This is a genomic window from Streptococcus mitis (assembly GCF_023109105.1).
GTDB classification, from domain to species: Bacteria; Bacillota; Bacilli; order Lactobacillales; family Streptococcaceae; genus Streptococcus; species Streptococcus mitis_BW.
Genome location: NZ_JALDTZ010000007.1, coordinates 20,404 through 42,550, shown reverse-complemented (window position 1 = coordinate 42,550; position 22,147 = coordinate 20,404). Strand labels below are relative to the sequence as shown.

General features: G+C 43.3%; 13 protein-coding genes. 11 read left to right on the top strand and 2 right to left on the bottom strand.

The features are described 5' to 3' along the window. The first annotated feature begins 1 nt into the window (after position 1). The 7 genes from M1F37_RS05530 to M1F37_RS05500 all read left to right on the top strand — a co-directional run bounded on the left by M1F37_RS05530 (position 2) and on the right by M1F37_RS05500 (position 8,778). Complete coding sequence (locus M1F37_RS05530; RefSeq protein ID WP_247935053.1) at positions 2–805, top strand: phosphatidate cytidylyltransferase; 804 nt, start codon at positions 2–4, stop codon at positions 803–805. A 21-nt stretch (positions 806–826) separates the two neighbouring features. Further along, positions 827–2,086 (top strand): RIP metalloprotease RseP, encoded by a 1,260-nt coding sequence (gene rseP, locus M1F37_RS05525; RefSeq protein ID WP_247935052.1) that lies wholly within the window; start codon positions 827–829, stop codon positions 2,084–2,086. Positions 2,087–2,098: 12 nt separating this feature from the next. Further along, a complete protein-coding gene (locus M1F37_RS05520; protein ID WP_247935051.1) occupies positions 2,099–3,952 on the top strand; it encodes a proline--tRNA ligase in 1,854 nt (617 codons plus the stop codon). Positions 3,953–4,052: 100 nt separating this feature from the next. After that, entirely contained in the window at positions 4,053–4,175 is a 123-nt protein-coding gene (locus M1F37_RS05515; protein ID WP_247935050.1) for a chlorohydrolase, read from the top strand. A 47-nt stretch (positions 4,176–4,222) separates the two neighbouring features. Beyond that, a complete protein-coding gene (locus M1F37_RS05510; RefSeq protein ID WP_247935049.1) occupies positions 4,223–5,602 on the top strand; it encodes a glycoside hydrolase family 1 protein in 1,380 nt (459 codons plus the stop codon). 191 nt (positions 5,603–5,793) lie between these two features. Further along, positions 5,794–7,602, top strand: a complete 1,809-nt coding sequence (gene glmS / locus M1F37_RS05505; protein WP_247935048.1) for a glutamine--fructose-6-phosphate transaminase (isomerizing) — start codon at positions 5,794–5,796, stop codon at positions 7,600–7,602. A 117-nt stretch (positions 7,603–7,719) separates the two neighbouring features. Continuing rightward, a complete protein-coding gene (locus tag M1F37_RS05500; protein WP_247935047.1) occupies positions 7,720–8,778 on the top strand; it encodes an LLM class flavin-dependent oxidoreductase in 1,059 nt (352 codons plus the stop codon). A 196-nt stretch (positions 8,779–8,974) separates the two neighbouring features. Here M1F37_RS05500 and M1F37_RS05495 read toward each other — a convergent pair whose 3' ends face one another. After that, positions 8,975–12,871, bottom strand: coding sequence for a pullulanase (locus M1F37_RS05495; protein ID WP_247935046.1), 3,897 nt, complete (start codon positions 12,869–12,871; stop codon positions 8,975–8,977). Positions 12,872–13,320: 449 nt separating this feature from the next. Here M1F37_RS05495 and rpoB point away from each other — a divergent pair, with 449 nt between their 5' ends. The 3 genes from rpoB (at position 13,321) to ndk (ending at position 21,165) form a co-directional block, all read left to right on the top strand. Further along, positions 13,321–16,923, top strand: coding sequence for a DNA-directed RNA polymerase subunit beta (rpoB, locus tag M1F37_RS05490; RefSeq protein ID WP_247935045.1), 3,603 nt, complete (start codon positions 13,321–13,323; stop codon positions 16,921–16,923). Positions 16,924–16,955: 32 nt separating this feature from the next. Beyond that, positions 16,956–20,633, top strand: coding sequence for a DNA-directed RNA polymerase subunit beta' (rpoC, locus tag M1F37_RS05485; RefSeq protein WP_247935044.1), 3,678 nt, complete (start codon positions 16,956–16,958; stop codon positions 20,631–20,633). A gap of 109 nt (positions 20,634–20,742) precedes the next feature. Then, a complete protein-coding gene (gene ndk / locus M1F37_RS05480; RefSeq protein ID WP_025171451.1) occupies positions 20,743–21,165 on the top strand; it encodes a nucleoside-diphosphate kinase in 423 nt (140 codons plus the stop codon). Between the two features lie 96 nt (positions 21,166–21,261). On the opposite strand, the gene M1F37_RS05475 is transcribed toward ndk, so the two are convergent. Further along, the gene (locus M1F37_RS05475; RefSeq protein ID WP_247935043.1) at positions 21,262–21,429 is read right to left on the bottom strand and encodes a hypothetical protein; all 168 of its coding nucleotides are present in this window, start codon (positions 21,427–21,429) and stop codon (positions 21,262–21,264) included. A 22-nt stretch (positions 21,430–21,451) separates the two neighbouring features. Here M1F37_RS05475 and M1F37_RS05470 point away from each other — a divergent pair, with 22 nt between their 5' ends. Further along, positions 21,452–22,081, top strand: coding sequence for a competence protein (locus M1F37_RS05470; protein WP_247935042.1), 630 nt, complete (start codon positions 21,452–21,454; stop codon positions 22,079–22,081). Positions 22,082–22,147 lie beyond the last annotated feature (66 nt).

The window sequence follows — 22,147 nt, the reverse complement described above, 5'->3', positions numbered from 1 at the left end:
TATGACACAGGATTTACAGAAAAGAGCCTTGTTTGCAGGGATTGCCCTGGCTATTTTCCTACCAATTTTAATGATTGGGGGACTCTTGCTTCAGATAGCAATTGGAATCATAGCCATGCTAGCCATGCATGAACTTTTGAAGATGAGAGGTCTAGAGACCATGACGATGGAGGGCCTCTTAACCCTCTTTGCAACCTTTGCTTTGACCATTCCCTTGGAGAATTATCTGACTTTTTTACCAGTTGATGGGAATGTGGTTGCCTATAGTGTTTTGATTTCAATCATGTTAGGAACGACCGTTTTTAGTAAGTCTTATACGATTGAGGACGCTGTTTTCCCTCTTGCTATGAGTTTCTATGTAGGCTTTGGATTTAATGCTTTACTAGATGCTCGCGTTGCAGGTTTAGATAAGGCTCTATTGGCCTTGTGTATCGTCTGGGCTACCGACAGTGGTGCCTATCTTGCTGGGATGAACTTTGGGAAACGGAAACTGGCTCCAACGGTTTCTCCAAATAAAACCTTTGAGGGTGCCTTGGGTGGTATTTTAGGCGCTATTTTAGTAACCATCATCTTTATGATGTTTGACAGAACAGTTGCTCTTCCGTATGGAATTTACAAGATGTCGGTCTTTGCTATTTTCTTTAGCATTGCTGGACAATTTGGTGATTTACTAGAAAGTTCGATCAAGCGTCACTTTGGTGTCAAGGATTCTGGGAAATTTATCCCTGGACATGGTGGTGTTTTGGATCGTTTCGATAGTATGTTGCTTGTATTTCCAATCATGCACTTATTTGGACTTTTTTAATCAAAAGACGGAGGAAATACTATGCTCGGAATTTTAACCTTTATTCTGGTTTTTGGGATTATTGTGGTGGTGCACGAGTTCGGTCACTTCTACTTTGCCAAGAAATCAGGAATTCTAGTGCGTGAATTTGCCATCGGTATGGGACCCAAAATCTTTGCTCACATTGGCAAGGACGGGACGGCCTATACCATTCGAATCTTGCCTCTGGGTGGCTATGTCCGTATGGCCGGTTGGGGTGATGATACGACTGAAATCAAGACAGGAACTCCTGTCAGTTTGACTCTTGCTGATGATGGTAAGGTTAAACGTATCAATCTTTCCGGTAAAAAATTAGATCAAACGGCCCTCCCTATGCAGGTGACCCAGTTTGATTTTGAAGATAAGCTCTTTATTAAGGGCTTGGTTCTGGAAGAAGAAAAAACATTTGCAGTGGATCACGATGCAACGGTTGTGGAAGCAGATGGAACTGAGGTTCGGATTGCTCCTTTAGATGTTCAATATCAAAATGCGACTATCTGGGGAAAACTGATTACCAACTTTGCAGGCCCTATGAATAACTTTATCTTAGGTGTCGTTGTTTTTTGGATTTTAATCTTTATGCAGGGTGGTGTCAGAGATGTTGATACCAATCAGTTCCATGTCATGCCCCAAGGGGCTTTGGCTAAGGTGGGAGTGCCAGAAACGGCTCAGATTACCAAGATTGGCTCACATGAGATTAGTAACTGGGAAAGCTTGATCCAGGCTGTAGAAGCAGAAACTAAAGATAAGACGGCCCCGACCTTGGATGTGACTATTTCTGAAAAGGGGAGTGAAAAACAAGTCACTGTTACTCCTGAAGAAAATCAAGGTCGATATCTTCTAGGTGTTCAACCGGGGATTAAGTCAGATTTTCTATCCATGTTTGTAGGTGGTTTTACAACTGCTGCTGACTCGGCCCTACGAATTCTATCAGCTCTGAAAAATCTGATTTTCCAACCGGATTTGAACAAGCTAGGTGGACCTGTTGCCATCTTTAAGGCAAGTAGTGATGCTGCTAAAAATGGAATTGAGAATGTCTTGTACTTCTTGGCAATGATTTCCATCAATATCGGGATTTTTAATCTTATTCCAATTCCAGCCCTGGATGGTGGTAAGATTGTGCTCAATATCCTAGAAGCCATCCGCCGCAAACCATTGAAACAAGAAATTGAAACCTATGTCACCTTGGCCGGAGTGGTCATCATGGTTGTCTTGATGATTGCTGTGACCTGGAATGACATTATGCGACTCTTTTTTAGATAATCGAGGAATATTATGAAACAAAGTAAAATGCCTATCCCAACGCTTCGCGAAATGCCAAGCGATGCTCAAGTTATCAGCCATGCTCTTATGTTACGAGCTGGTTATGTTCGCCAAGTCTCAGCAGGTGTTTATTCTTACTTACCACTTGCCAACCGTGTGATTGAAAAAGCTAAAAACATCATGCGCCAAGAATTTGACAAGATTGGTGCGGTTGAGATGTTGGCTCCTGCCCTTCTCAGTGCAGAATTGTGGCGCGAATCAGGTCGTTACGAAACTTATGGTGAGGACCTTTACAAACTAAAAAACCGTGAAAAATCAGACTTCATTCTAGGTCCAACTCACGAAGAAACTTTTACAGCTATTGTTCGTGATTCTGTTAAGTCTTACAAGCAATTGCCACTCAACCTTTACCAAATTCAACCTAAGTATCGTGATGAAAAACGCCCACGTAATGGCCTTCTCCGTACACGTGAGTTCATCATGAAAGATGCTTACAGCTTCCACGCTAACTATGATAGTTTGGATAGTGTTTATGATGAGTACAAGGCTGCCTATGAGCGTATTTTCACTCGTAGTGGATTGGACTTTAAGGCTATCATCGGTGACGGTGGAGCTATGGGTGGTAAAGACAGCCAAGAATTTATGGCGATTACACCTGCTCGTACCGACCTTGACCGCTGGGTTGTTTTGGACAAGTCAGTTGCCTCATTTGATGAGATTCCTGCAGAGGTGCAAGAAGAAATCAAGGCAGAATTGCTTAAATGGATGGTCTCTGGTGAAGATACCATCGCCTACTCAAGTGAGTCTAGCTATGCGGCCAACTTGGAAATGGCAACAAACGAGTACAAACCAAGCAACCGTGTTGTCGCTGAAGAGGAAATGACTCGTGTTGCAACGCCAGATGTTAAATCAATTGATGAAGTGGCAGCCTTCCTAAACGTTCCAGAAGAGCAAACAATCAAAACCCTCTTCTACATGGCAGATGGTGATCTTGTTGCAGCCCTTCTAGTTGGAAATGACCAGCTCAATGAAGTCAAGTTGAAAAACCACTTGGGAGCAGATTTCTTTGACGTTGCTAGCGAAGAAGAAGTCGCAAGTGTTGTTCAAGCAGGATTTGGTTCACTTGGCCCAGTTGGTTTGCCAGAGAATATTAAAATCATTGCAGACCGTAAGGTGCAAGATGTTCGCAATGCAGTTGTCGGTGCTAACGAAGATGGTTACCACTTGACTGGTGTGAACCCAGGCCGTGATTTTACTGCAGAATATGTGGATATCCGTGAAGTTCGTGAGGGTGAAATTTCCCCAGACGGGCAAGGAGTCCTTAACTTTGCGCGTGGTATCGAAATTGGTCACATCTTTAAACTCGGTACTCGCTACTCAGCAAGCATGGGAGCAGATGTTTTGGATGAAAATGGTCGTGCTGTGCCAATCATCATGGGATCTTACGGTATCGGTGTCAGCCGTCTCCTTTCAGCAGTGATGGAGCAACACGCTCGCCTCTTTGTTAACAAAACGCCAAAAGGTGAATACCGTTACGCTTGGGGAATCAATTTCCCTAAAGAATTGGCACCATTTGATGTGCACTTGATCACTGTCAATGTTAAGGACGAAGAAGCGCAAGCTTTGACAGAAAAGCTTGAAGCAAGCTTGATGGGGGCTGGTTACGAAGTCTTGACAGATGACCGTAACGAACGTGTCGGAGTCAAATTCAGCGATAGCGATTTGATTGGATTGCCAATCCGCATCACTGTTGGTAAGAAAGCGGCTGATGGCATCGTAGAAGTCAAGATTAAGGCGACTGGTGACACCATCGAGGTTCATGCAGATAGCTTGCTTGAAACCCTTGAAATCCTAACAAATAAATAAAATCTATAATCAGAAGAAAAACAAGACAAAAATGTAACTAGTTTTTGCCTTGTTTTTTCTCTATAATGAGATAAAATAAAGATAAAAAGAGTAATACTCAATGAAAATCAAAGAGCAGACTAGGAAGCTAGCCGAAGGTTGCTCAAAACACCGTTTTGAGGTTGTGGATAGAACTGACGAAGTCAGCTCAAAATACTGTTTTGAGGTTGCAGATGGAAGCTGACGTGGTTTGAAGAGAATTTCGATGAGTATAAATAAAGAGGTAGAGCTATGCTAAAATTTCCAAAGGATTTTGTCTGGGGTTCCTCAACTTCTGGGCCACAGACAGAAGGGCGAGTGCCTGGTGACGGAAAGGGAGATAATCTCTGGGATTATTGGTTTCAAGTAGAACCAAATCGCTACTATAATGGGATTGGGCCAGACAAAACATCGACCTTTTATGAAAACTGGGAAAAAGATATCGAACTTTTGTTAGAAACAGGTCACACAGCCTTTCGTACTTCTATCCAGTGGTCTCGTATTTTCCCACAGGGTCGTGGAGAAGTCAATCCTCAAGGTGTGGCTTTCTATCGTCAGGTCTTTGAGGCTATTAAGGCTAAGGGAATTCGCCTTTTAGTAAATCTTTATCACTTTGACCTGCCTTTTGCCCTTCAAGAGGATGGCGATGGCTGGGAAAACAAAGCGACCATTAAGGCCTACGAAGACTATGCTCGTTTCTGTTTTGAGACCTATGGTGACTTGGTAGACCAATGGATTACCTTCAATGAGCCTATCGTTCCTGTAGAGTTTGGTTATTTCTATGATGCCCATTATCCTCATAAGGTGGATGCTAAAGCTGCCGTTAAGGTTGCCTACCACACACAACTAGCCAGCACTCTTGCGGTCAAAGCCTGCCATGAGGTTTTGCCTGATTCTAAGATTGGAATTGTCCTCAACTTGACACCAGCTTATCCACGTAGTCAGCATCCTGCGGATGTCAAAGCTGCACGCATTGCTGATCTATTTCAAGCTCAATCTTTCCTAGATCCATCTGTCTTGGGAACTTATCCAGAAGAATTGGTGGAAATTTTAGCTGAGCATGATTTGCTCCCAGATTCTACAGCTGAGGAGTTGGAACTTATTCGTGAGCACACAGTAGATTTCCTTGGAGTCAACTACTACCAGCCTTTGCGTGTCATGGCGCCACGTTTTGCTAAGCATCCTGACAGTCCGCTCCTGCCTGAGCATTTCTATGAACCTTATATCATGCCTGGTCGTAAGATCAATCCGCACCGTGGTTGGGAAATCTACGAGCAAGGGGTCTATCATATCGCTCAAAACATCAAGGAAAACTATGGCAATATCGAGTGGATGTTGACAGAGAATGGGATGGGCGTTGAAGGTGAAGATAAATTCCGTGAGAATGGTATGATTCAGGATGATTATCGTATTGACTTTGTCAAAGGTCACCTTCGTGAACTTCATCGTGCCATTGAAGATGGTGCTAACTGTAAAGGCTACTTGATTTGGACCTTTATCGATTGCTGGTCATGGCTCAACAGCTATAAAAACCGCTATGGTTTGGTCGAGCTTGACTTAGGAACACAAGAACGTCGCTTGAAAAAATCAGGCCACTGGTTCAAGGAATTAAGCGATAATAATGGATTTTAAAAAGGACTCTGACTGATTATCCTAATTGGTCAGAGTTTTTTGCTTACAGGAGCTTAATTTGAACTATACCAATTTTAACTCTTGACAAGTGAAAGAAACAAGTATATACTGTTTTTGCTGATTCTATAAAAGAGGAATTAGACTATACCAATTTTAAGGAGAAAGCACAGCTGGTCTGTGTCGTATATACTATGTGTGGAATTGTTGGTGTTGTTGGAAACACAAATGCAACTGATATTTTGATTCAAGGGCTTGAAAAGCTCGAATACCGTGGCTATGATTCTGCGGGAATTTTTGTCCTAGGTGGTGCTGAAAATCACCTAGTCAAGGCGGTTGGTCGTATCGCAGAATTGTCTGCTAAAACAGCTGGTGTTGAGGGAACAACTGGTATCGGACATACTCGTTGGGCGACTCACGGGAAACCAACGGAAGACAATGCTCACCCACACCGCTCTGAGACAGAACGTTTTGTTTTGGTGCACAATGGGGTGATTGAGAACTACCTTGAAATCAAGGAAGAATACCTTGCAGGTCACCACTTCAAAGGGCAAACAGATACGGAAATCGCCGTTCACTTGATTGGAAAATTTGCAGAAGAAGATGGCTTGTCAGTTCTTGAAGCCTTCAAAAAAGCTCTTCACATCATCCGTGGTTCTTATGCCTTTGCCTTGGTTGACTCACAAGATCCTGAAGTTATCTACGTAGCTAAGAATAAATCACCACTTTTGATTGGTCTTGGGGAAGGATATAACATGGTCTGCTCAGATGCTATGGCTATGATTCGTGAAACCAACCAATACATGGAAATTCATGACCAAGAGTTGGTAATCGTCAAGGCTGATAGTGTTGAGGTGCAAGACTATGATGGAAATCGCCGTGAGCGTGCTAGCTACACTGCTGAACTTGATTTGTCTGATATCGGTAAGGGAACTTATCCTTACTACATGCTCAAGGAAATCGATGAGCAACCAACGGTGATGCGTAAACTCATTCAAGCCTACACAGATGAGGTTGGTCAAGTTGTCGTAGACCCAGCTATTATCAAGGCTGTTCAAGACGCAGATCGTATCTACATCCTTGCAGCTGGAACATCTTATCACGCAGGATTTGCTTCTAAGAAGATGTTGGAAGAATTGACAGATACGCCAGTTGAACTTGGTATCTCCTCTGAGTGGGGCTATGGCATGCCACTTCTCAGCCAGAAACCACTTTTCATCTTTATCAGTCAATCTGGTGAAACAGCTGATAGTCGTCAGGTTTTGGTTAAGGCCAATGAAATGGGTATCCCAAGCTTGACAGTGACAAACGTGCCTGGTTCAACTCTGTCACGTGAAGCCAACCATACTATGTTGCTTCATGCAGGTCCTGAAATTGCCGTAGCGTCAACTAAGGCCTATACAGCCCAAATAGCAGCCCTTGCCTTCCTTGCAAAAGCGGTTGGTGAAGCAAATGGCAATGAAAAAGCCAAAGCCTTTGACTTGGTTCATGAATTGTCTATCGTGGCTCAGTCTATCGAATCAACTCTTTCAGAGAAAGAAACGATCGACGCAAAAGTCCGTGATCTTCTTGAAACAACACGCAATGCCTTTTACATCGGACGTGGTCAAGATTACTATGTAGCCATGGAAGCCAGTCTCAAACTCAAAGAGATTTCTTACATTCAATGTGAAGGCTTTGCGGCAGGAGAACTCAAACATGGAACTATTGCCTTGATTGAAGATGGAACACCTGTCTTGGCCCTCTTGTCAGATCCAGTCCTTGCTAACCATACTCGTGGAAATATCCAAGAAGTGGCAGCACGTGGCGCTAAGGTCCTTACCATTGCAGAAGAAAATGTTGCCAAAGATACAGACGACATCGTTCTTACGACCGTACACTCTTACCTCTCACCAATCTCAATGGTGGTACCAACGCAACTAGTCGCTTACTTTGCAACACTCCACCGTGGCCTTGATGTGGACAAACCACGTAATCTTGCTAAGTCAGTAACGGTAGAATAAGCTAAAAAGTCTAGTTATCTAGACTTTTTCTTGTGAGCAAATTGGTTGCTTGTACTCAAGATTCGTGTTAGAATAATTTTTCAAATTGAAGGACAGAGGTAGACAAGGAGAATCGCAATGGTAGAATTGGGAATTTCAACATTCGGGGAAACAACGGAGCTTGAAGGGACTGGTCAAACTTACAGTCATGCCGAACGCATTCGCCAGTTGGTGACAGAGATTGAGTTGGCTGATAAGGTTGGTTTGGATGTGTATGGGATTGGCGAGCACCATCGAGCAGATTTTGCAGTATCAGCACCAGAGATTGTCCTGGCAGCTGGGGCAGTCAATACCAAGAAAATCCGTTTGACCAGTGCAGTCAGCATTCTCTCAAGTATGGACCCTATTCGTTTGTTCCAACAATATTCCACTATCGATGCTTTGTCAAATGGACGAGCGGAGATTATGGCTGGAAGGGGTTCTTTCACGGAATCTTTTCCCTTGTTTGGATATGATTTGAAAGACTACGAAGCCCTCTTTGATGAGAAATTAGACTTGCTCCAGTTAGTCAATGAAAAGACAAAACTAGACTGGCAAGGGCGATTGACCCAAACAATCTCTGGCAAAGAAGTTTATCCCCGTCCAGTTCAGGACAAATTGCCCTTGTGGATAGCGACAGGTGGTCATGTCGAATCAACCGTGAAGATTGCTCGGGCAGGCCTACCGATTGTCTATGCCATTATTGGTGGTAACTCCCGTTATTTTAAAAAGTTGATTCAGGCTTATCGTGAGATTGGGAGCGAAGCGGGCCATGCCAGTCATGAGCTAAGGGTTGGAGCCCATTCTTGGGGGTGGATTGCTGAGGACGGCGAGCAGGCGGTGAAAGATTATTTCCATCCGACTAAGCAAGTGGTGGATGCTATTTCCAAAGACCGTCCGCACTGGCAGGAATTGCGTTATGAGCAATATTTGGAGCAGGTAGGGCCAAATGGAGCTATGTTTGTGGGCAATCCAGATCAGGTGGCCGACAAATTGATTCGCATGATTGAAGACTTAGGTTTGGACCGCTTCATGCTCCACCTACCGCTTGGCTCCATGCCTCATGACCAGGTTCTGAGAGCTATTGAACTTTTTGGAACTCAAGTGGCTCCAAAAGTACGGGCATACTTTGCCATGAAAGAGGCTTATACTCAATGAAAATCAAAGAGCAAACTAGGAAGCTAGCTGCAGGCTGTACTTGAGTACGGCAAGGTGAAGCTGAAGTGGTTTGAATTTGATTTTCGAAGAGTATTAATAAAAAATCCTAATCAAGCTTATAAGGACGACAAATATTGTACAAAAATCAATCCCCCGTGCGTTATGGCTTGGGGGATTGTTCTATAGGAGGGCTAGTTTAGTTCTCTTTTTTATTTTTTAGTAAGAAACCGAGACCTAGAAGGGCAAGGAGGCTGATTCCTGCCAACAGGAGTTTGTTATCGTTTTTGGTTCCTGTATTTGGAAGTTCAGCTTGTTTAGCTAGGGGAGCAGCTATATTTTCCTTGCTAGAGTTTTCTACTGATTCGTTTTGAACAGCTTCACTTACAGATGCTGGTTGTGTTTCTTGTGCTGGCTTCTCAGCTTGTGAATCAGTTGTAGCTTGGTTAGCTTTATCTTCTGCATTAGCTACTTTTTTATCTGGTTTAGTAGAGTCAGGTTCAGCTTCTGGAGCTGGATCTTGATGTTCAGGTTTGACTACTCGGTTTGAAATATTGTCTTGGACATTATTTTGATCTTGTTCTTGTTTTAAGCTAGAAAGATCAAATTCTGGTTTTTCCTCTACTGCTGGGGCAACGATGGCACCGCCTTGAGCGATTCGAAGGACAGTAGCTGTAAGGGCGTTTAATTTCAAGCCTTTTTCAGTCCATTCAAGTCCTTTCGGGTTAGCGATTCCTACTGGTCCTGCTTGGTTTTCATCTGCCAAAACTTCAGCCTTTCTGAGGTGGGCAAAGGCTGTTCCTAAATTAAATTCGCGGGCTTTGCCGTCCGCATTGACAAAGACTGCGTAGATATCCCCATTTGAAGCAGTGATTTGGTAGCCAATTACTACATCCTCTTTTTCCACACCATTTTGGCCTGGGACAGTGATGAGGTGGACACGGTCTTTGATATCTTGAAGACTCTTAAGTCGGAAGGCATCAGTAGATTGACGAAGGGCAATCAACCCTTTCATATAGTTACGACTCTTGACATTTTCAGGGAAAGCTTTTCCATCTGTAGCCTTGGTCCAGTCAAACTTGTTGACAGCATCGCTAGAGTCATAAGAGTCATGGATGAAGTAAGGATAGTCAAATGGATTGCCATCCTTATCACGCAACAAGTGAGATTTGTTTGGTTGTTTGTCCTCTGCTACTGGATTCTTGTAGGCTGGGTCACGGAATTGCTTGGTACGTCCGTATTCTTGACCAGAGTGGATAAATGGAGTCCCTTGAGCAGTCAAGACCATGAGGTTTCCAAGTCGCAAACGACGATGAATCTCAGCATAATTTTCAGCCTTGCTTGGGTCTTTTTTGATAGACTGGGCGATGATGTCAAAGAGAGTCAAGTTATCATGGGCTGCGATATACTGGATAACATCTCCAGGACTATCTGCTTCAAAGTTGGTTGGTTGAGCAATGAGATTTTTGAAGATAGTGTTGATATCACGCTTGCCACCTGTGATAAAGGCAGGTTGACCTTCGTTTGGATAACCAGACTTGAGGTTGTTACGGATGTCATCTGAAAAGACAGCGACAGTATCGGTATGTTTCATCCAATCTTGGTCAGCAGCTTTAGTAGGCATGTTTTCATCACCAGCATAGGTTCTCCAACCTTCACCCAGCATGATCAGGTTTGGATTAAGGGCGCGTGCAGCCTTGTAAGCTTCTTCGATAGAAGCCGCATCGTGGTCTCCCATCATATCGAAGCGGAAGCCATCCACTTTGTAGGTGTCGACTAGATATTTGATAGAATCAACTAGGAGCCGTTTGGTCATATGGTGGGTTGTCCCCAAGCGTCCACCACCAAAGCTAGTTCGAGGTGTTCCATCAGCATCCATAAAGTGGTAGTAGTTTGGTTCTAAATCTTCAAAGATATCGACTTTAGCTGTATGGTTATAAACGACATCTAGGATAGCTCCCATGCCACGTTTGTGGATTTCGTTGATGAGGTTTTTAAATTCTGCGATTCGTTTTTCTGGATTTTTAGGATCGCTTGAGTACATACCAGTCAAGGAGAAGTAGTTTTGAGGGTCATATCCCCAGTTGTAGTTGCTGTTGCTTGAAGCATAGTCAGACAAGCGTTCATGGTTCTTCAATTCATTGACAAAGTAGTAAGACAAGACTGGAAGGAGCTGGATGTGGGTCACACCTAAGTCTTTGAGATAGTCTAGTTTTTCAATAAAGGCTTCAAAAGTCCCAAATGGTTTGGTCAAGTCTTTTGCGATGGCGGGATCTGAAGTGAAGTCACGCACATGAGCTTCATAGATAACGGCATCTTCACGAGTCTTGAAGTTGTGAATCTTACCATAAGTCAAGTCTTGAGGTCCTAGTTTAGCTGGATCTACAAAGGCAGCTTTAGCCACTTTATGGGCATCGTCGATCTTAGCATCGTCACTATTCCAAGCAGCGAGGGATTTAGCGTAAGGATCGAGTGCAAGAACAGTTTTACCTTGACGCTCGATTTGGTATTGATAATAGTAGCCAGTGAAATCTGTGATGCCTAGTTTGTTTGTGCTATCTAGAGTTTGTTTCCAAGTTCCTCTTTCCCCTTTTTCAAGAGCGACAGTTCCAACTACTTTTTCAGGGTCATTCTTGTCGTAGATAACAACAGAAACCTTATCAGCACTTGGTGACCAGAGGGTCAAATCAACATGTTTTCCTTCTTCTTTGAGGTCAGCTCCAAGTTTACCATCATAGCTGTAAGTCTCATCTTTAAGACGCCAGCTTGTTTTGGTAGTGAATTTGTCAGAGTTGTAGCTCACGGTATAAGGATGTTTTGTGTCAGAGAAATCTCCGCTGTAGGTCACTTTCTTACCAGCCTCATCGATTGCAACATCAGTGATAGTTACCTTGTTTCCTAGATGATTAGTGATGTTGGAGTGTTTGAGGATATCTTCTTTTTTAGCACCGACAAGTGTTGAAAAACTACTTTCAATGCTAGAAGTTCCTACGTGTTGAGCTCCTGTCATGCGGATATCGTGCACATAGTAGGGGTTGGTATAGATGGTTTCGTCATCATCTTTTAGGAAAATTTGGCTATGATTTTTCAAATCTGTGAACTTATAATCTTCTTTACGGATTTTCACATCGTCTCCTTGTTTCTTTCTGTCTAGTAATAAAAATCCAAGATCTTTAGCTGCATCTTTGAGTGGAATATCGATATAGCGACCATATTTGCCTGTAGCCGTAAAGTCTGTTCCGTTAGGCCATTCACCACTACTTGGATTTTTCACATCTCCCCAGTACCAGAGAGATTTTTTGTCATAGTTGCCATCTGTACGGTAGTAGTTGACGCGAATAGTTCCTGCAGGTTGTGGCTCGTAAGAGAAAACCTTGTGATCTTGGTCCAACCAAGCCTCATTCATCTTTGGTGCCAGTTTTTCTACCGATTTATCGCCAGTTAGATTTTTTCCAGCTGTATTATTGATGAGGAAGCTAATTTTCTTGGCTTGTTCTCCCTTTAATTTGACATCTAGGTAGTAGCCATAGTCATCTTTTTTGGCATCCTTGAAGGACAAGGCTCCGTTAGGCCAATTTTCAGAAGGTTTTTCAACATCGTCCCAAGTCCATAGCCCTTGAGCATCCTTGTTTTCTTCAGGAAGCTTTTTGACATGGATACGGAAGTAGTTATCTTCGATTGGCTCTTCTGCCTTAGTTTCAGTCGTTACTGGACTCGTAGAAGTAGTTGGTTCACTTGAACGATCTTGTCCGGTTTGTGGTGCTGAATCGGCTGGGGTTGCAGCAGGAGTTGTTGCCTCTGTTGCAGGTTTTTCTTCTGTTTTCTCTAGGGAAGCGTTTGCATTATTAGGTGAAGAAAAATCGCTTTCGTTCTTGCCAGCGATGTTTGTTGCATCAGTAAGAGGTTGGGCAAGGGCAGTAGTAGCTTCATTGTCAGTTCCCTTATTGCTTGTAGTATTTTCGTTGGCTGAGATAGTTGGTGTAGCCATGGCAAGTAGGACAAGGCTTGCTCCAATAAGGACAGAACCAGTTCCATTTTTGAGGGAACGGATGCTGTAAACCATTTTTTTCTCAGTGTCAGATGGTGTTCTTTTCATAATCAATCTCCTATAAATGAATTTCTTTATCAGTATAGCACTTAGTAAAATAAGATGCAAGCGTTTTCCTAAAATTAAACTAAAAGAAAAATCGCAACAAATTTTGTTACGATTCAGCCAGTATTTCTTATAGGAAAAGATTTTGTCAAAAATTCGTCAATCCCCTTGAAAAATCTAGCTAAATAGGGTATAATATGAATAATCATTTGTCGTAGGTTTTGTCTGAAATATTGTCCAGACAAGGCTCACAGCAGTTAAATCTTCTGAAAAAGTCAGATTTAGCTGCTCTTTTTGTGCTTTTTTTCAGGATTTTGAGTGTTTGTAACAAAGACTTAAAGATTCTGAAAATTAGTTAAAGGGGATAAAGTGATAGAAGGTTTACAACCTTTTGACGATAATCAAAGGCCTAGATGACTAGGCTTGAAACTTTATTTTAAAGGAGAATCATCTTGGCAGGACATGACGTTCAATACGGGAAACATCGTACCCGTCGTAGTTTTTCAAGAATCAAAGAAGTTCTTGACTTACCAAATTTGATTGAAATTCAAACTGATTCATTCAAAGATTTCCTAGACTATGGTCTCAAGGAAGTGTTTGAAGATGTATTGCCAATTTCAAACTTCACAGACACAATGGAGTTGGAGTTTGTAGGCTATGAAATCAAAGAACCAAAATATACGCTTGAAGAAGCTCGTATCCACGATGCCAGCTATTCAGCACCTATCTTTGTAACCTTCCGCTTGATTAACAAAGAAACTGGTGAAATCAAGACTCAAGAAGTTTTCTTTGGTGATTTCCCAATCATGACTGAGATGGGTACTTTCATCATCAACGGTGGTGAACGTATCATCGTATCACAGTTGGTGCGTTCACCAGGTGTTTACTTTAATGACAAGGTAGATAAAAATGGTAAAGTGGGCTACGGTTCAACTGTCATCCCTAACCGTGGAGCTTGGTTGGAACTTGAAAGCGACTCAAAAGATATCGCCTATACTCGTATCGACCGTACTCGTAAGATTCCATTTACGACCTTGGTTCGTGCGCTTGGTTTCTCAGGTGATGATGAAATCTTTGATATCTTTGGTGACAGCGATCTTGTTCGTAACACTGTTGAAAAAGATATTCACAAGAACCCAATGGACTCTCGTACAGCCGAAGCTTTGAAAGAAATCTACGAACGTCTTCGTCCAGGTGAGCCTAAGACTGCTGAAAGCTCACGTAGCTTGCTTGTGGCTCGTTTCTTTGACCCACGTCGTTATGACCTAGCAGCAGTTGGTCGTTACAAGATCAATAAAAAACTCAATGTTAAAACACGTCTGCTCAACCAAACCATTGCGGAGCCATTGGTAGACCCTGAAACAGGTGAAATCTTGGTGGAAGCTGGGACAGTTATGACTCGTAGTGTGATTGAAAGTATTGAAAGTCATTTGGATGGCGATTTGAACAAGATTGTCTACATTCCAAATGACGCTGCGGTTGTGACTGAACCAGTTGTTCTTCAAAAATTCAAGGTTGTTGCACCAACTGATCCAGACCGTGTTGTAACAATCATCGGTAATGCTAATCCAGATGACAAAGTTCGTATCGTCACTCCTGCAGATATCCTTGCAGAGATGAGCTACTTCCTCAACTTGGCTGAAGGACTTGGCCGTGTGGATGATATCGACCACCTTGGGAACCGTCGTATCCGTGCGGTTGGTGAATTGCTTGCCAACCAAGTACGTTTGGGACTTTCTCGTATGGAACGTAATGTCCGTGAACGTATGTCTGTTCAGGACAACGAAGTCTTGACACCACAACAAATTATTAACATCCGTCCTGTAACAGCTGCGGTTAAAGAATTCTTTGGTTCATCACAGTTGTCACAGTTCATGGACCAACACAATCCTCTTTCTGAGTTGTCTCACAAACGTCGTTTGTCTGCCTTAGGGCCTGGTGGTTTGACACGTGACCGCGCTGGATATGAAGTGCGTGACGTGCACTACACTCACTATGGTCGTATGTGTCCAATCGAAACACCTGAAGGACCAAACATCGGTTTGATCAACAACTTGTCTTCATACGGGCACCTCAACAAGTATGGTTTCATTCAAACACCATACCGTAAGGTTGACCGTGCAACTGGTAAAGTTACCAACGAAATTGTTTGGTTGACTGCCGATGAAGAAGATGAATACACAGTAGCTCAGGCTAACTCTAAATTGAACGCAGATGGAACTTTTGCTGAAAAAGTTGTCATGGGACGTCACCAAGGGGTTAACCAAGAATATCCAGCATCAAGCGTTGACTATATGGACGTTTCTCCTAAGCAGGTAGTTGCTGTTGCGACAGCATGTATTCCTTTCTTGGAAAACGATGACTCCAACCGTGCCCTCATGGGTGCCAACATGCAACGTCAGGCTGTTCCTTTGATCGATCCTAAAGCGCCTTTCGTTGGTACTGGTATGGAATATCAAGCAGCCCATGATTCAGGAGCTGCAGTTATTGCACAACATGGTGGTAAGGTTACCTATGCAGATGCGGACAAAGTAGAAGTTCGTCGTGAAGATGGTTCCCTTGATGTTTACCACGTCCAAAAATTCCGTCGTTCAAACTCAGGTACTGCTTATAACCAACGTACCCTTGTTCGAGTTGGCGATGTCATCGAAAAAGGTGACTTTATCGCTGATGGACCTTCTATGGAAAAAGGTGAAATGGCGCTTGGACAAAACCCAATCGTTGCCTACATGACATGGGAAGGTTACAACTTCGAGGATGCCGTTATCATGAGCGAACGCTTGGTGAAAGACGATGTTTATACATCTGTTCACCTCGAAGAATACGAATCAGAAACACGCGATACAAAGCTTGGGCCTGAAGAAATTACTCGTGAAATTCCAAACGTTGGTGAAGATGCCCTTAAAGACCTTGACGAAATGGGTATCATCCGTATCGGTGCTGAGGTTAAAGAAGGGGATATCCTTGTAGGTAAAGTAACACCTAAGGGTGAAAAAGATCTTTCTGCTGAAGAGCGTCTCTTGCACGCTATCTTCGGAGACAAATCTCGTGAAGTTCGTGACACTTCTCTTCGTGTACCACACGGTGCCGATGGTGTCGTTCGTGATGTTAAAATCTTTACACGTGCAAATGGTGATGAATTGCAATCTGGTGTCAACATGCTGGTTCGTGTATACATCGCACAAAAACGTAAGATTAAGGTCGGAGATAAGATGGCCGGACGTCACGGAAACAAAGGGGTTGTCTCTCGTATCGTTCCTGTAGAAGACATGCCTTACCTTCCAGATGGAACTCCAGTCGATATCATGTTGAACCCACTTGGGGTGCCATCACGTATGAATATCGGTCAGGTTATGGAACTTCACCTTGGTATGGCGGCTCGTACTCTTGGCATCCACATCGCAACGCCAGTCTTTGACGGAGCAAGTTCTGAAGATCTTTGGGATACTGTCAAAGAAGCAGGTATGGATAGCGATGCTAAGACTATCCTATACGACGGACGTACTGGTGAACCATTTGATAACCGTGTGTCAGTTGGTGTCATGTACATGATCAAACTCCACCACATGGTTGATGATAAATTGCACGCTCGTTCAGTCGGACCTTACTCAACCGTTACACAACAACCACTCGGAGGTAAAGCTCAGTTTGGTGGACAACGTTTCGGTGAGATGGAGGTTTGGGCGCTTGAAGCCTATGGTGCGTCAAATGTCCTTCAAGAAATCTTGACTTACAAGTCTGACGATATCAACGGACGTTTGAAAGCTTATGAAGCTATTACAAAAGGAAAACCAATTCCAAAACCAGGTGTTCCAGAATCATTCCGAGTTCTTGTGAAAGAATTGCAATCTCTTGGTCTTGACATGCGTGTTCTTGACGAAGACGATCAAGAAGTGGAACTTCGTGACCTTGATGAAGGAATGGACGAAGATGTCATCCACGTAGATGACCTTGAAAAAGCCCGCGAAAGAGCAGCTCAAGAGGCTAAAGCAGCCTTTGAAGCAGAAGAAAATGCAAAAGCGGAAACAACAGAAGAAGCTGCTGAACAAGAATAAGCAGTTCACTTATAATAGAAAGGGAAGAAATAGTGGTTGATGTAAATCGTTTTAAAAGTATGCAAATCACCCTAGCTTCTCCAAGTAAAGTCCGTTCATGGTCTTATGGAGAAGTCAAAAAACCTGAAACAATCAATTACCGTACCTTGAAACCAGAACGTGAAGGACTCTTTGATGAAGTGATCTTTGGTCCTACAAAAGACTGGGAATGTGCTTGTGGCAAGTACAAACGCATTCGTTACAGAGGGATTGTTTGTGACCGCTGTGGGGTTGAAGTAACGCGTACGAAAGTTCGTCGTGAGCGTATGGGGCACATTGAGTTGAAAGCTCCTGTATCTCACATCTGGTACTTCAAGGGGATTCCAAGCCGTATGGGCTTGACCCTTGATATGAGCCCTCGTGCCCTCGAGGAAGTGATCTACTTTGCGGCTTATGTGGTGATTGATCCTAAGGATACACCACTTGAGCACAAGTCTATCATGACAGAGCGCGAATACCGTGAGCGCTTGCGTGAGTATGGTTATGGATCATTCGTTGCCAAGATGGGTGCCGAAGCCATCCAAGACCTTTTAAAACAAGTAGATCTTGAAAAAGAAATTGCTGAACTCAAAGAAGAGTTGAAAACAGCTACTGGACAAAAACGTATCAAAGCCATCCGTCGTTTGGATGTTTTGGATGCCTTTTACAAGTCTGGAAATAAACCTGAATGGATGATTCTCAACATCCTTCCGGTTATTCCACCAGATCTTCGTCCAATGTTGCAGTTGGATGGTGGCCGTTTTGCCTCATCTGACTTGAATGACCTTTACCGTCGTGTTATCAACCGTAACAACCGCTTGGCTCGTTTGCTTGAGTTGAATGCACCAGGTATCATCGTTCAAAATGAGAAGCGTATGCTTCAAGAAGCGGTTGACGCTTTGATTGACAATGGTCGTCGTGGTCGTCCAATCACAGGACCAGGTAGCCGTCCACTGAAATCATTGAGCCACATGCTTAAAGGTAAACAAGGACGCTTCCGTCAAAACTTGCTCGGTAAACGTGTTGACTTCTCAGGACGTTCCGTTATCGCCGTTGGTCCAACTCTTAAGATGTACCAATGTGGTGTGCCACGTGAAATGGCGATCGAGCTCTTTAAACCATTCGTTATGCGTGAAATCGTTGCCCGTGATATCGTGCAAAACGTCAAAGCAGCTAAACGCTTGGTAGAACGTGGAGATGAACGTATCTGGGATATCCTAGAAGAAGTGATTAAAGAACACCCAGTACTTCTTAACCGCGCACCGACTCTTCACCGTTTGGGTATCCAAGCTTTCGAGCCAGTCTTGATTGATGGTAAGGCCCTTCGCTTGCACCCACTTGTCTGTGAAGCCTACAACGCCGACTTTGACGGGGACCAAATGGCCATTCACGTACCGCTTTCAGAAGAAGCCCAAGCAGAAGCTCGTATCTTGATGCTGGCTGCTGAGCACATCTTGAATCCAAAAGATGGGAAACCAGTTGTTACTCCATCTCAGGACATGGTTTTGGGTAACTACTACTTGACCATGGAAGAAGCTGGTCGTGAAGGTGAAGGAATGGTCTTCAAAGACCGTGACGAAGCGGTTATGGCTTACCGTAATGGCTATGTTCACCTCCACTCACGTGTTGGTATCGCAACAGACAGCCTCAACAAACCATGGACAGAAGAGCAAAAACATAAAGTCTTGCTTACAACAGTTGGTAAAATTCTCTTCAATGACATCATGCCAGAGGGACTACCATACTTGCAAGAGCCAAACAACGCCAACTTGACAGAAGGCGTCCCAGCTAAATACTTCTTGCCACTTGGTGGAGATATCAAGGAAGCTATTCGCAATCTTGAACTCAACCCTCCATTCAAGAAGAAAAATCTAGGAAATATTATCGCTGAAATCTTCAAACGTTTCCGTACGACAGAAACTTCTGCCCTACTTGACCGCATGAAGAACCTCGGTTACCACCACTCAACTCTTGCAGGATTGACAGTGGGTATTGCCGATATCCCAGTCGTTGATGACAAGGTTGAAATCATTGAAGAATCACACAAACGTGTAGAACAAATCACCAAACAATTCCGTCGTGGTATGATCACAGACGACGAGCGTTACAATGCCGTTACGGCTGAATGGCGTGCTGCCCGTGAAAAATTGGAGAAACGTTTGATTGCCAACCAAGATCCGAAGAATCCAATCGTTATGATGATGGACTCTGGAGCCCGTGGTAACATCTCAAACTTCTCACAGCTTGCCGGTATGCGTGGTCTGATGGCTGCTCCGAACGGACGTATCATGGAATTGCCAATCCTTTCAAACTTCCGCGAAGGTTTGTCAGTACTCGAAATGTTCTTCTCAACTCACGGTGCTCGTAAAGGTATGACCGATACGGCCCTTAAGACAGCCGACTCAGGTTACTTGACTCGTCGTTTGGTTGACGTTGCCCAAGACGTTATCATCCGTGAGGACGACTGTGGAACAGATCGTGGTCTCTTGATCCGCTCTATCGCAGAAGGAAAAGAGATGATCGAGTCTCTTGAAGAGCGTCTCAATGGTCGTTACACTAAGAAAACTGTTAAACATCCAGAAACTGGTGCAGTTATCATTGGTCCAAATGAGTTGATTACAGAAGACAAGGCGCGTGAAATTGTTAATGCTGGTGTAGAAGAAGTGACTATCCGCTCTGTATTTACATGTAACACTCGTCACGGTGTCTGCCGTCACTGTTACGGTATCAACTTGGCGACTGGTGATGCGGTTGAAGTTGGTGAAGCAGTTGGTACAATCGCTGCCCAATCTATCGGGGAACCTGGTACACAGCTTACAATGCGTACCTTCCACACGGGTGGGGTTGCCTCAAATACCGATATCACTCAGGGTCTTCCTCGTGTCCAAGAAATCTTTGAAGCCCGCAATCCTAAAGGGGAAGCGGTTATCACAGAGGTTAAAGGACAAGTTACTGCTATCGAAGAAGATGCATCAACTCGTACTAAGAAAGTCTTTGTTAAGGGTGAAACTGGCGAAGGTGAATACGTGGTACCATTTACAGCACGTATGCGTGTCGAAGTTGGAGACCAAGTCTCTCGCGGTGCAGCATTGACAGAAGGTTCTATCCAACCGAAACGTCTCCTTGCTGTACGTGATGTCTTGTCAGTTGAGACTTACCTCCTCGGTGAAGTACAAAAAGTTTACCGTAGCCAAGGGGTAGAAATCGGTGACAAACACATCGAGGTAATGGTTCGTCAAATGATCCGTAAAGTTCGCGTCATGGATCCAGGGGATACAGACCTTCTCATGGGTACTCTCATGGATATCAACGACTTTACAGATGCTAACAAGGATGTTCTCATCGCAGGTGGAGTGCCAGCGACTGGTCGTCCAGTCCTTATGGGAATCACCAAAGCCTCACTTGAAACCAATAGTTTCTTGTCAGCAGCTTCCTTCCAGGAAACAACTCGTGTCCTTACAGATGCGGCTATCCGTGGTAAGAAAGACCATCTCCTTGGTCTCAAGGAAAATGTCATCATCGGTAAGATCATCCCAGCTGGTACTGGTATGGCTCGCTACCGTAATCTTGAATCACATGCTATCAACGAAGAAGAATACCTTAATCCTCCAGTAGAGGAAGAAGGAAATGAAGAAACAACAGAAGTAGTTGTGGATACTGTCGTTGAAACTGTGGAAGAAACAGTAGAATAAAAGAGAATTGAGAGAGCCTTCGGGTTCTCTTTCTCTTTTCTGAAAACTTTCTCCGTTTTTCCATGAAATGTGGTAAAATAAAAGAAAGAAGCTGACAAAGGAGATGGGGATGGAACAAACATTTTTTATCATTAAACCAGATGGTGTAAAAAGAGGGCTAGTGGGTGAGGTGTTGAAACGCATCGAACAACGTGGGTTTACAATCGAAAAATTGGAGTTGCGTTCACAGGTTTCAGAAGAGTTGATTGATCAGCACTATCAGGATTTAGTTGGTCAGAGTTTTTACCCACCGATTCGTGAATTTATGACTTCAGGACCGGTTCTGGTGGGTATCATTTCTGGACCTAAAGTAATCGAAACTTGGCGGACCATGATGGGTGCGACTCGTCCAGAAGAAGCTTTACCAGGAACTATTCGAGGTGATTTTGCAAAAGCTGCTGGAGAGAACCAAGCTATTCAAAATGTTGTACATGGTTCAGATTCAGAAGAGTCAGCTAAGCGAGAAATTGCACTTTGGTTTGAAGAGAAATAGTAAAAGTTTGATGTAAGGGTTACTTGCATCAAATTTTTTTGCATTTTAGACTAGAAAACTGACAGTTGAGAAATATTCTAGCAACGGTGAGAATTTCTATCCTATAATAAGAGCAAGTAATACTCTTCGAAAATCTCTTAAAACCACGTCAGCTTTGCCTTGCCGTAGATATATGATACTGACTTCGTCAGTCTTATCTACAACCTCAAAGCGGTGCTTTGAGCAACCTGCGGCTAGTTTCCTAGTTTGCTCTTTGATTTTCATTGAGTATAAGGGAGGAAGAATGATGGAAAAAATGAAAAAGCAAATTCGTGTTTTGTTATTGCTGACAGTTTTTGGTCTTAGTAGCTGTTCTAGTTTAAGTTTATCGACTTGGTCCTTGTTGTTAAATCAAAACTGTTTCTATTATTTAGTTGGCATGTTGCTTCTTGCCAGTATTGGTGCAGGGCTAAACTACTATAGTGGACAGCGAAATCAATCTTATTCAGTTTTTAAGGAAGATAAGCAACAATTCTTGTATAGTCTCTTGCTCTTAGTAAACATTTTGGGTTTAGCTTTAATTGTCATAGAACATATCATTGTAGGAAACACATACGTAGAAGGGATTGTGGAAGCCTTTCTACCAAGTTTCTTTTTCTTATTTGGTATTGATTTGTTAGTTTTTCTGCCGATTCAGAAGTATGTACATGGATTGAAAAAGATTTTGGGTAAGAAGGAAATGTGTTTTATTAGTGGAATAGCTATTCTAATCTTTCTCAGAAATCCTTGGATGCTATTATCCATGACCTTTTATATTACCTTGGGAATGCTATTTCTAGGACTATTGGTGCCCAAAGTCATTCGCTGGGAAGTTTCATTTTACAGCCATTTGATGAGAGATATCTTATTAGTTGTCTTCTTGCTGTTTCTATTTTAAGAACAAAAGAAGAGATGGTCCAAGTTTTGCAATTTATAATATGGAATTCACAGATAATATCTCGAC

Excerpts from the sequence above, each read along its gene's own strand:
- M1F37_RS05530 (WP_247935053.1), top strand. The coding sequence starts at position 2 with ATGACACAGGATTTACAGAAAAGAGCCTTGTTTGCAGGGATTGCCCTG.
- rseP (WP_247935052.1), top strand. The coding sequence starts at position 827 with ATGCTCGGAATTTTAACCTTTATTCTGGTTTTTGGGATTATTGTGGTG.
- M1F37_RS05520 (WP_247935051.1), top strand. The coding sequence starts at position 2,099 with ATGAAACAAAGTAAAATGCCTATCCCAACGCTTCGCGAAATGCCAAGC.
- M1F37_RS05515 (WP_247935050.1), top strand. The coding sequence starts at position 4,053 with ATGAAAATCAAAGAGCAGACTAGGAAGCTAGCCGAAGGTTGCTCAAAA.
- M1F37_RS05510 (WP_247935049.1), top strand. The coding sequence starts at position 4,223 with ATGCTAAAATTTCCAAAGGATTTTGTCTGGGGTTCCTCAACTTCTGGG.
- glmS (WP_247935048.1), top strand. The coding sequence starts at position 5,794 with ATGTGTGGAATTGTTGGTGTTGTTGGAAACACAAATGCAACTGATATT.
- M1F37_RS05500 (WP_247935047.1), top strand. The coding sequence starts at position 7,720 with ATGGTAGAATTGGGAATTTCAACATTCGGGGAAACAACGGAGCTTGAA.
- M1F37_RS05495 (WP_247935046.1), bottom strand. The coding sequence starts at position 12,871 with ATGAAAAGAACACCATCTGACACTGAGAAAAAAATGGTTTACAGCATC.
- ndk (WP_025171451.1), top strand. The coding sequence starts at position 20,743 with ATGGAACAAACATTTTTTATCATTAAACCAGATGGTGTAAAAAGAGGG.
- M1F37_RS05475 (WP_247935043.1), bottom strand. The coding sequence starts at position 21,429 with ATGAAAATCAAAGAGCAAACTAGGAAACTAGCCGCAGGTTGCTCAAAG.
- M1F37_RS05470 (WP_247935042.1), top strand. The coding sequence starts at position 21,452 with ATGGAAAAAATGAAAAAGCAAATTCGTGTTTTGTTATTGCTGACAGTT.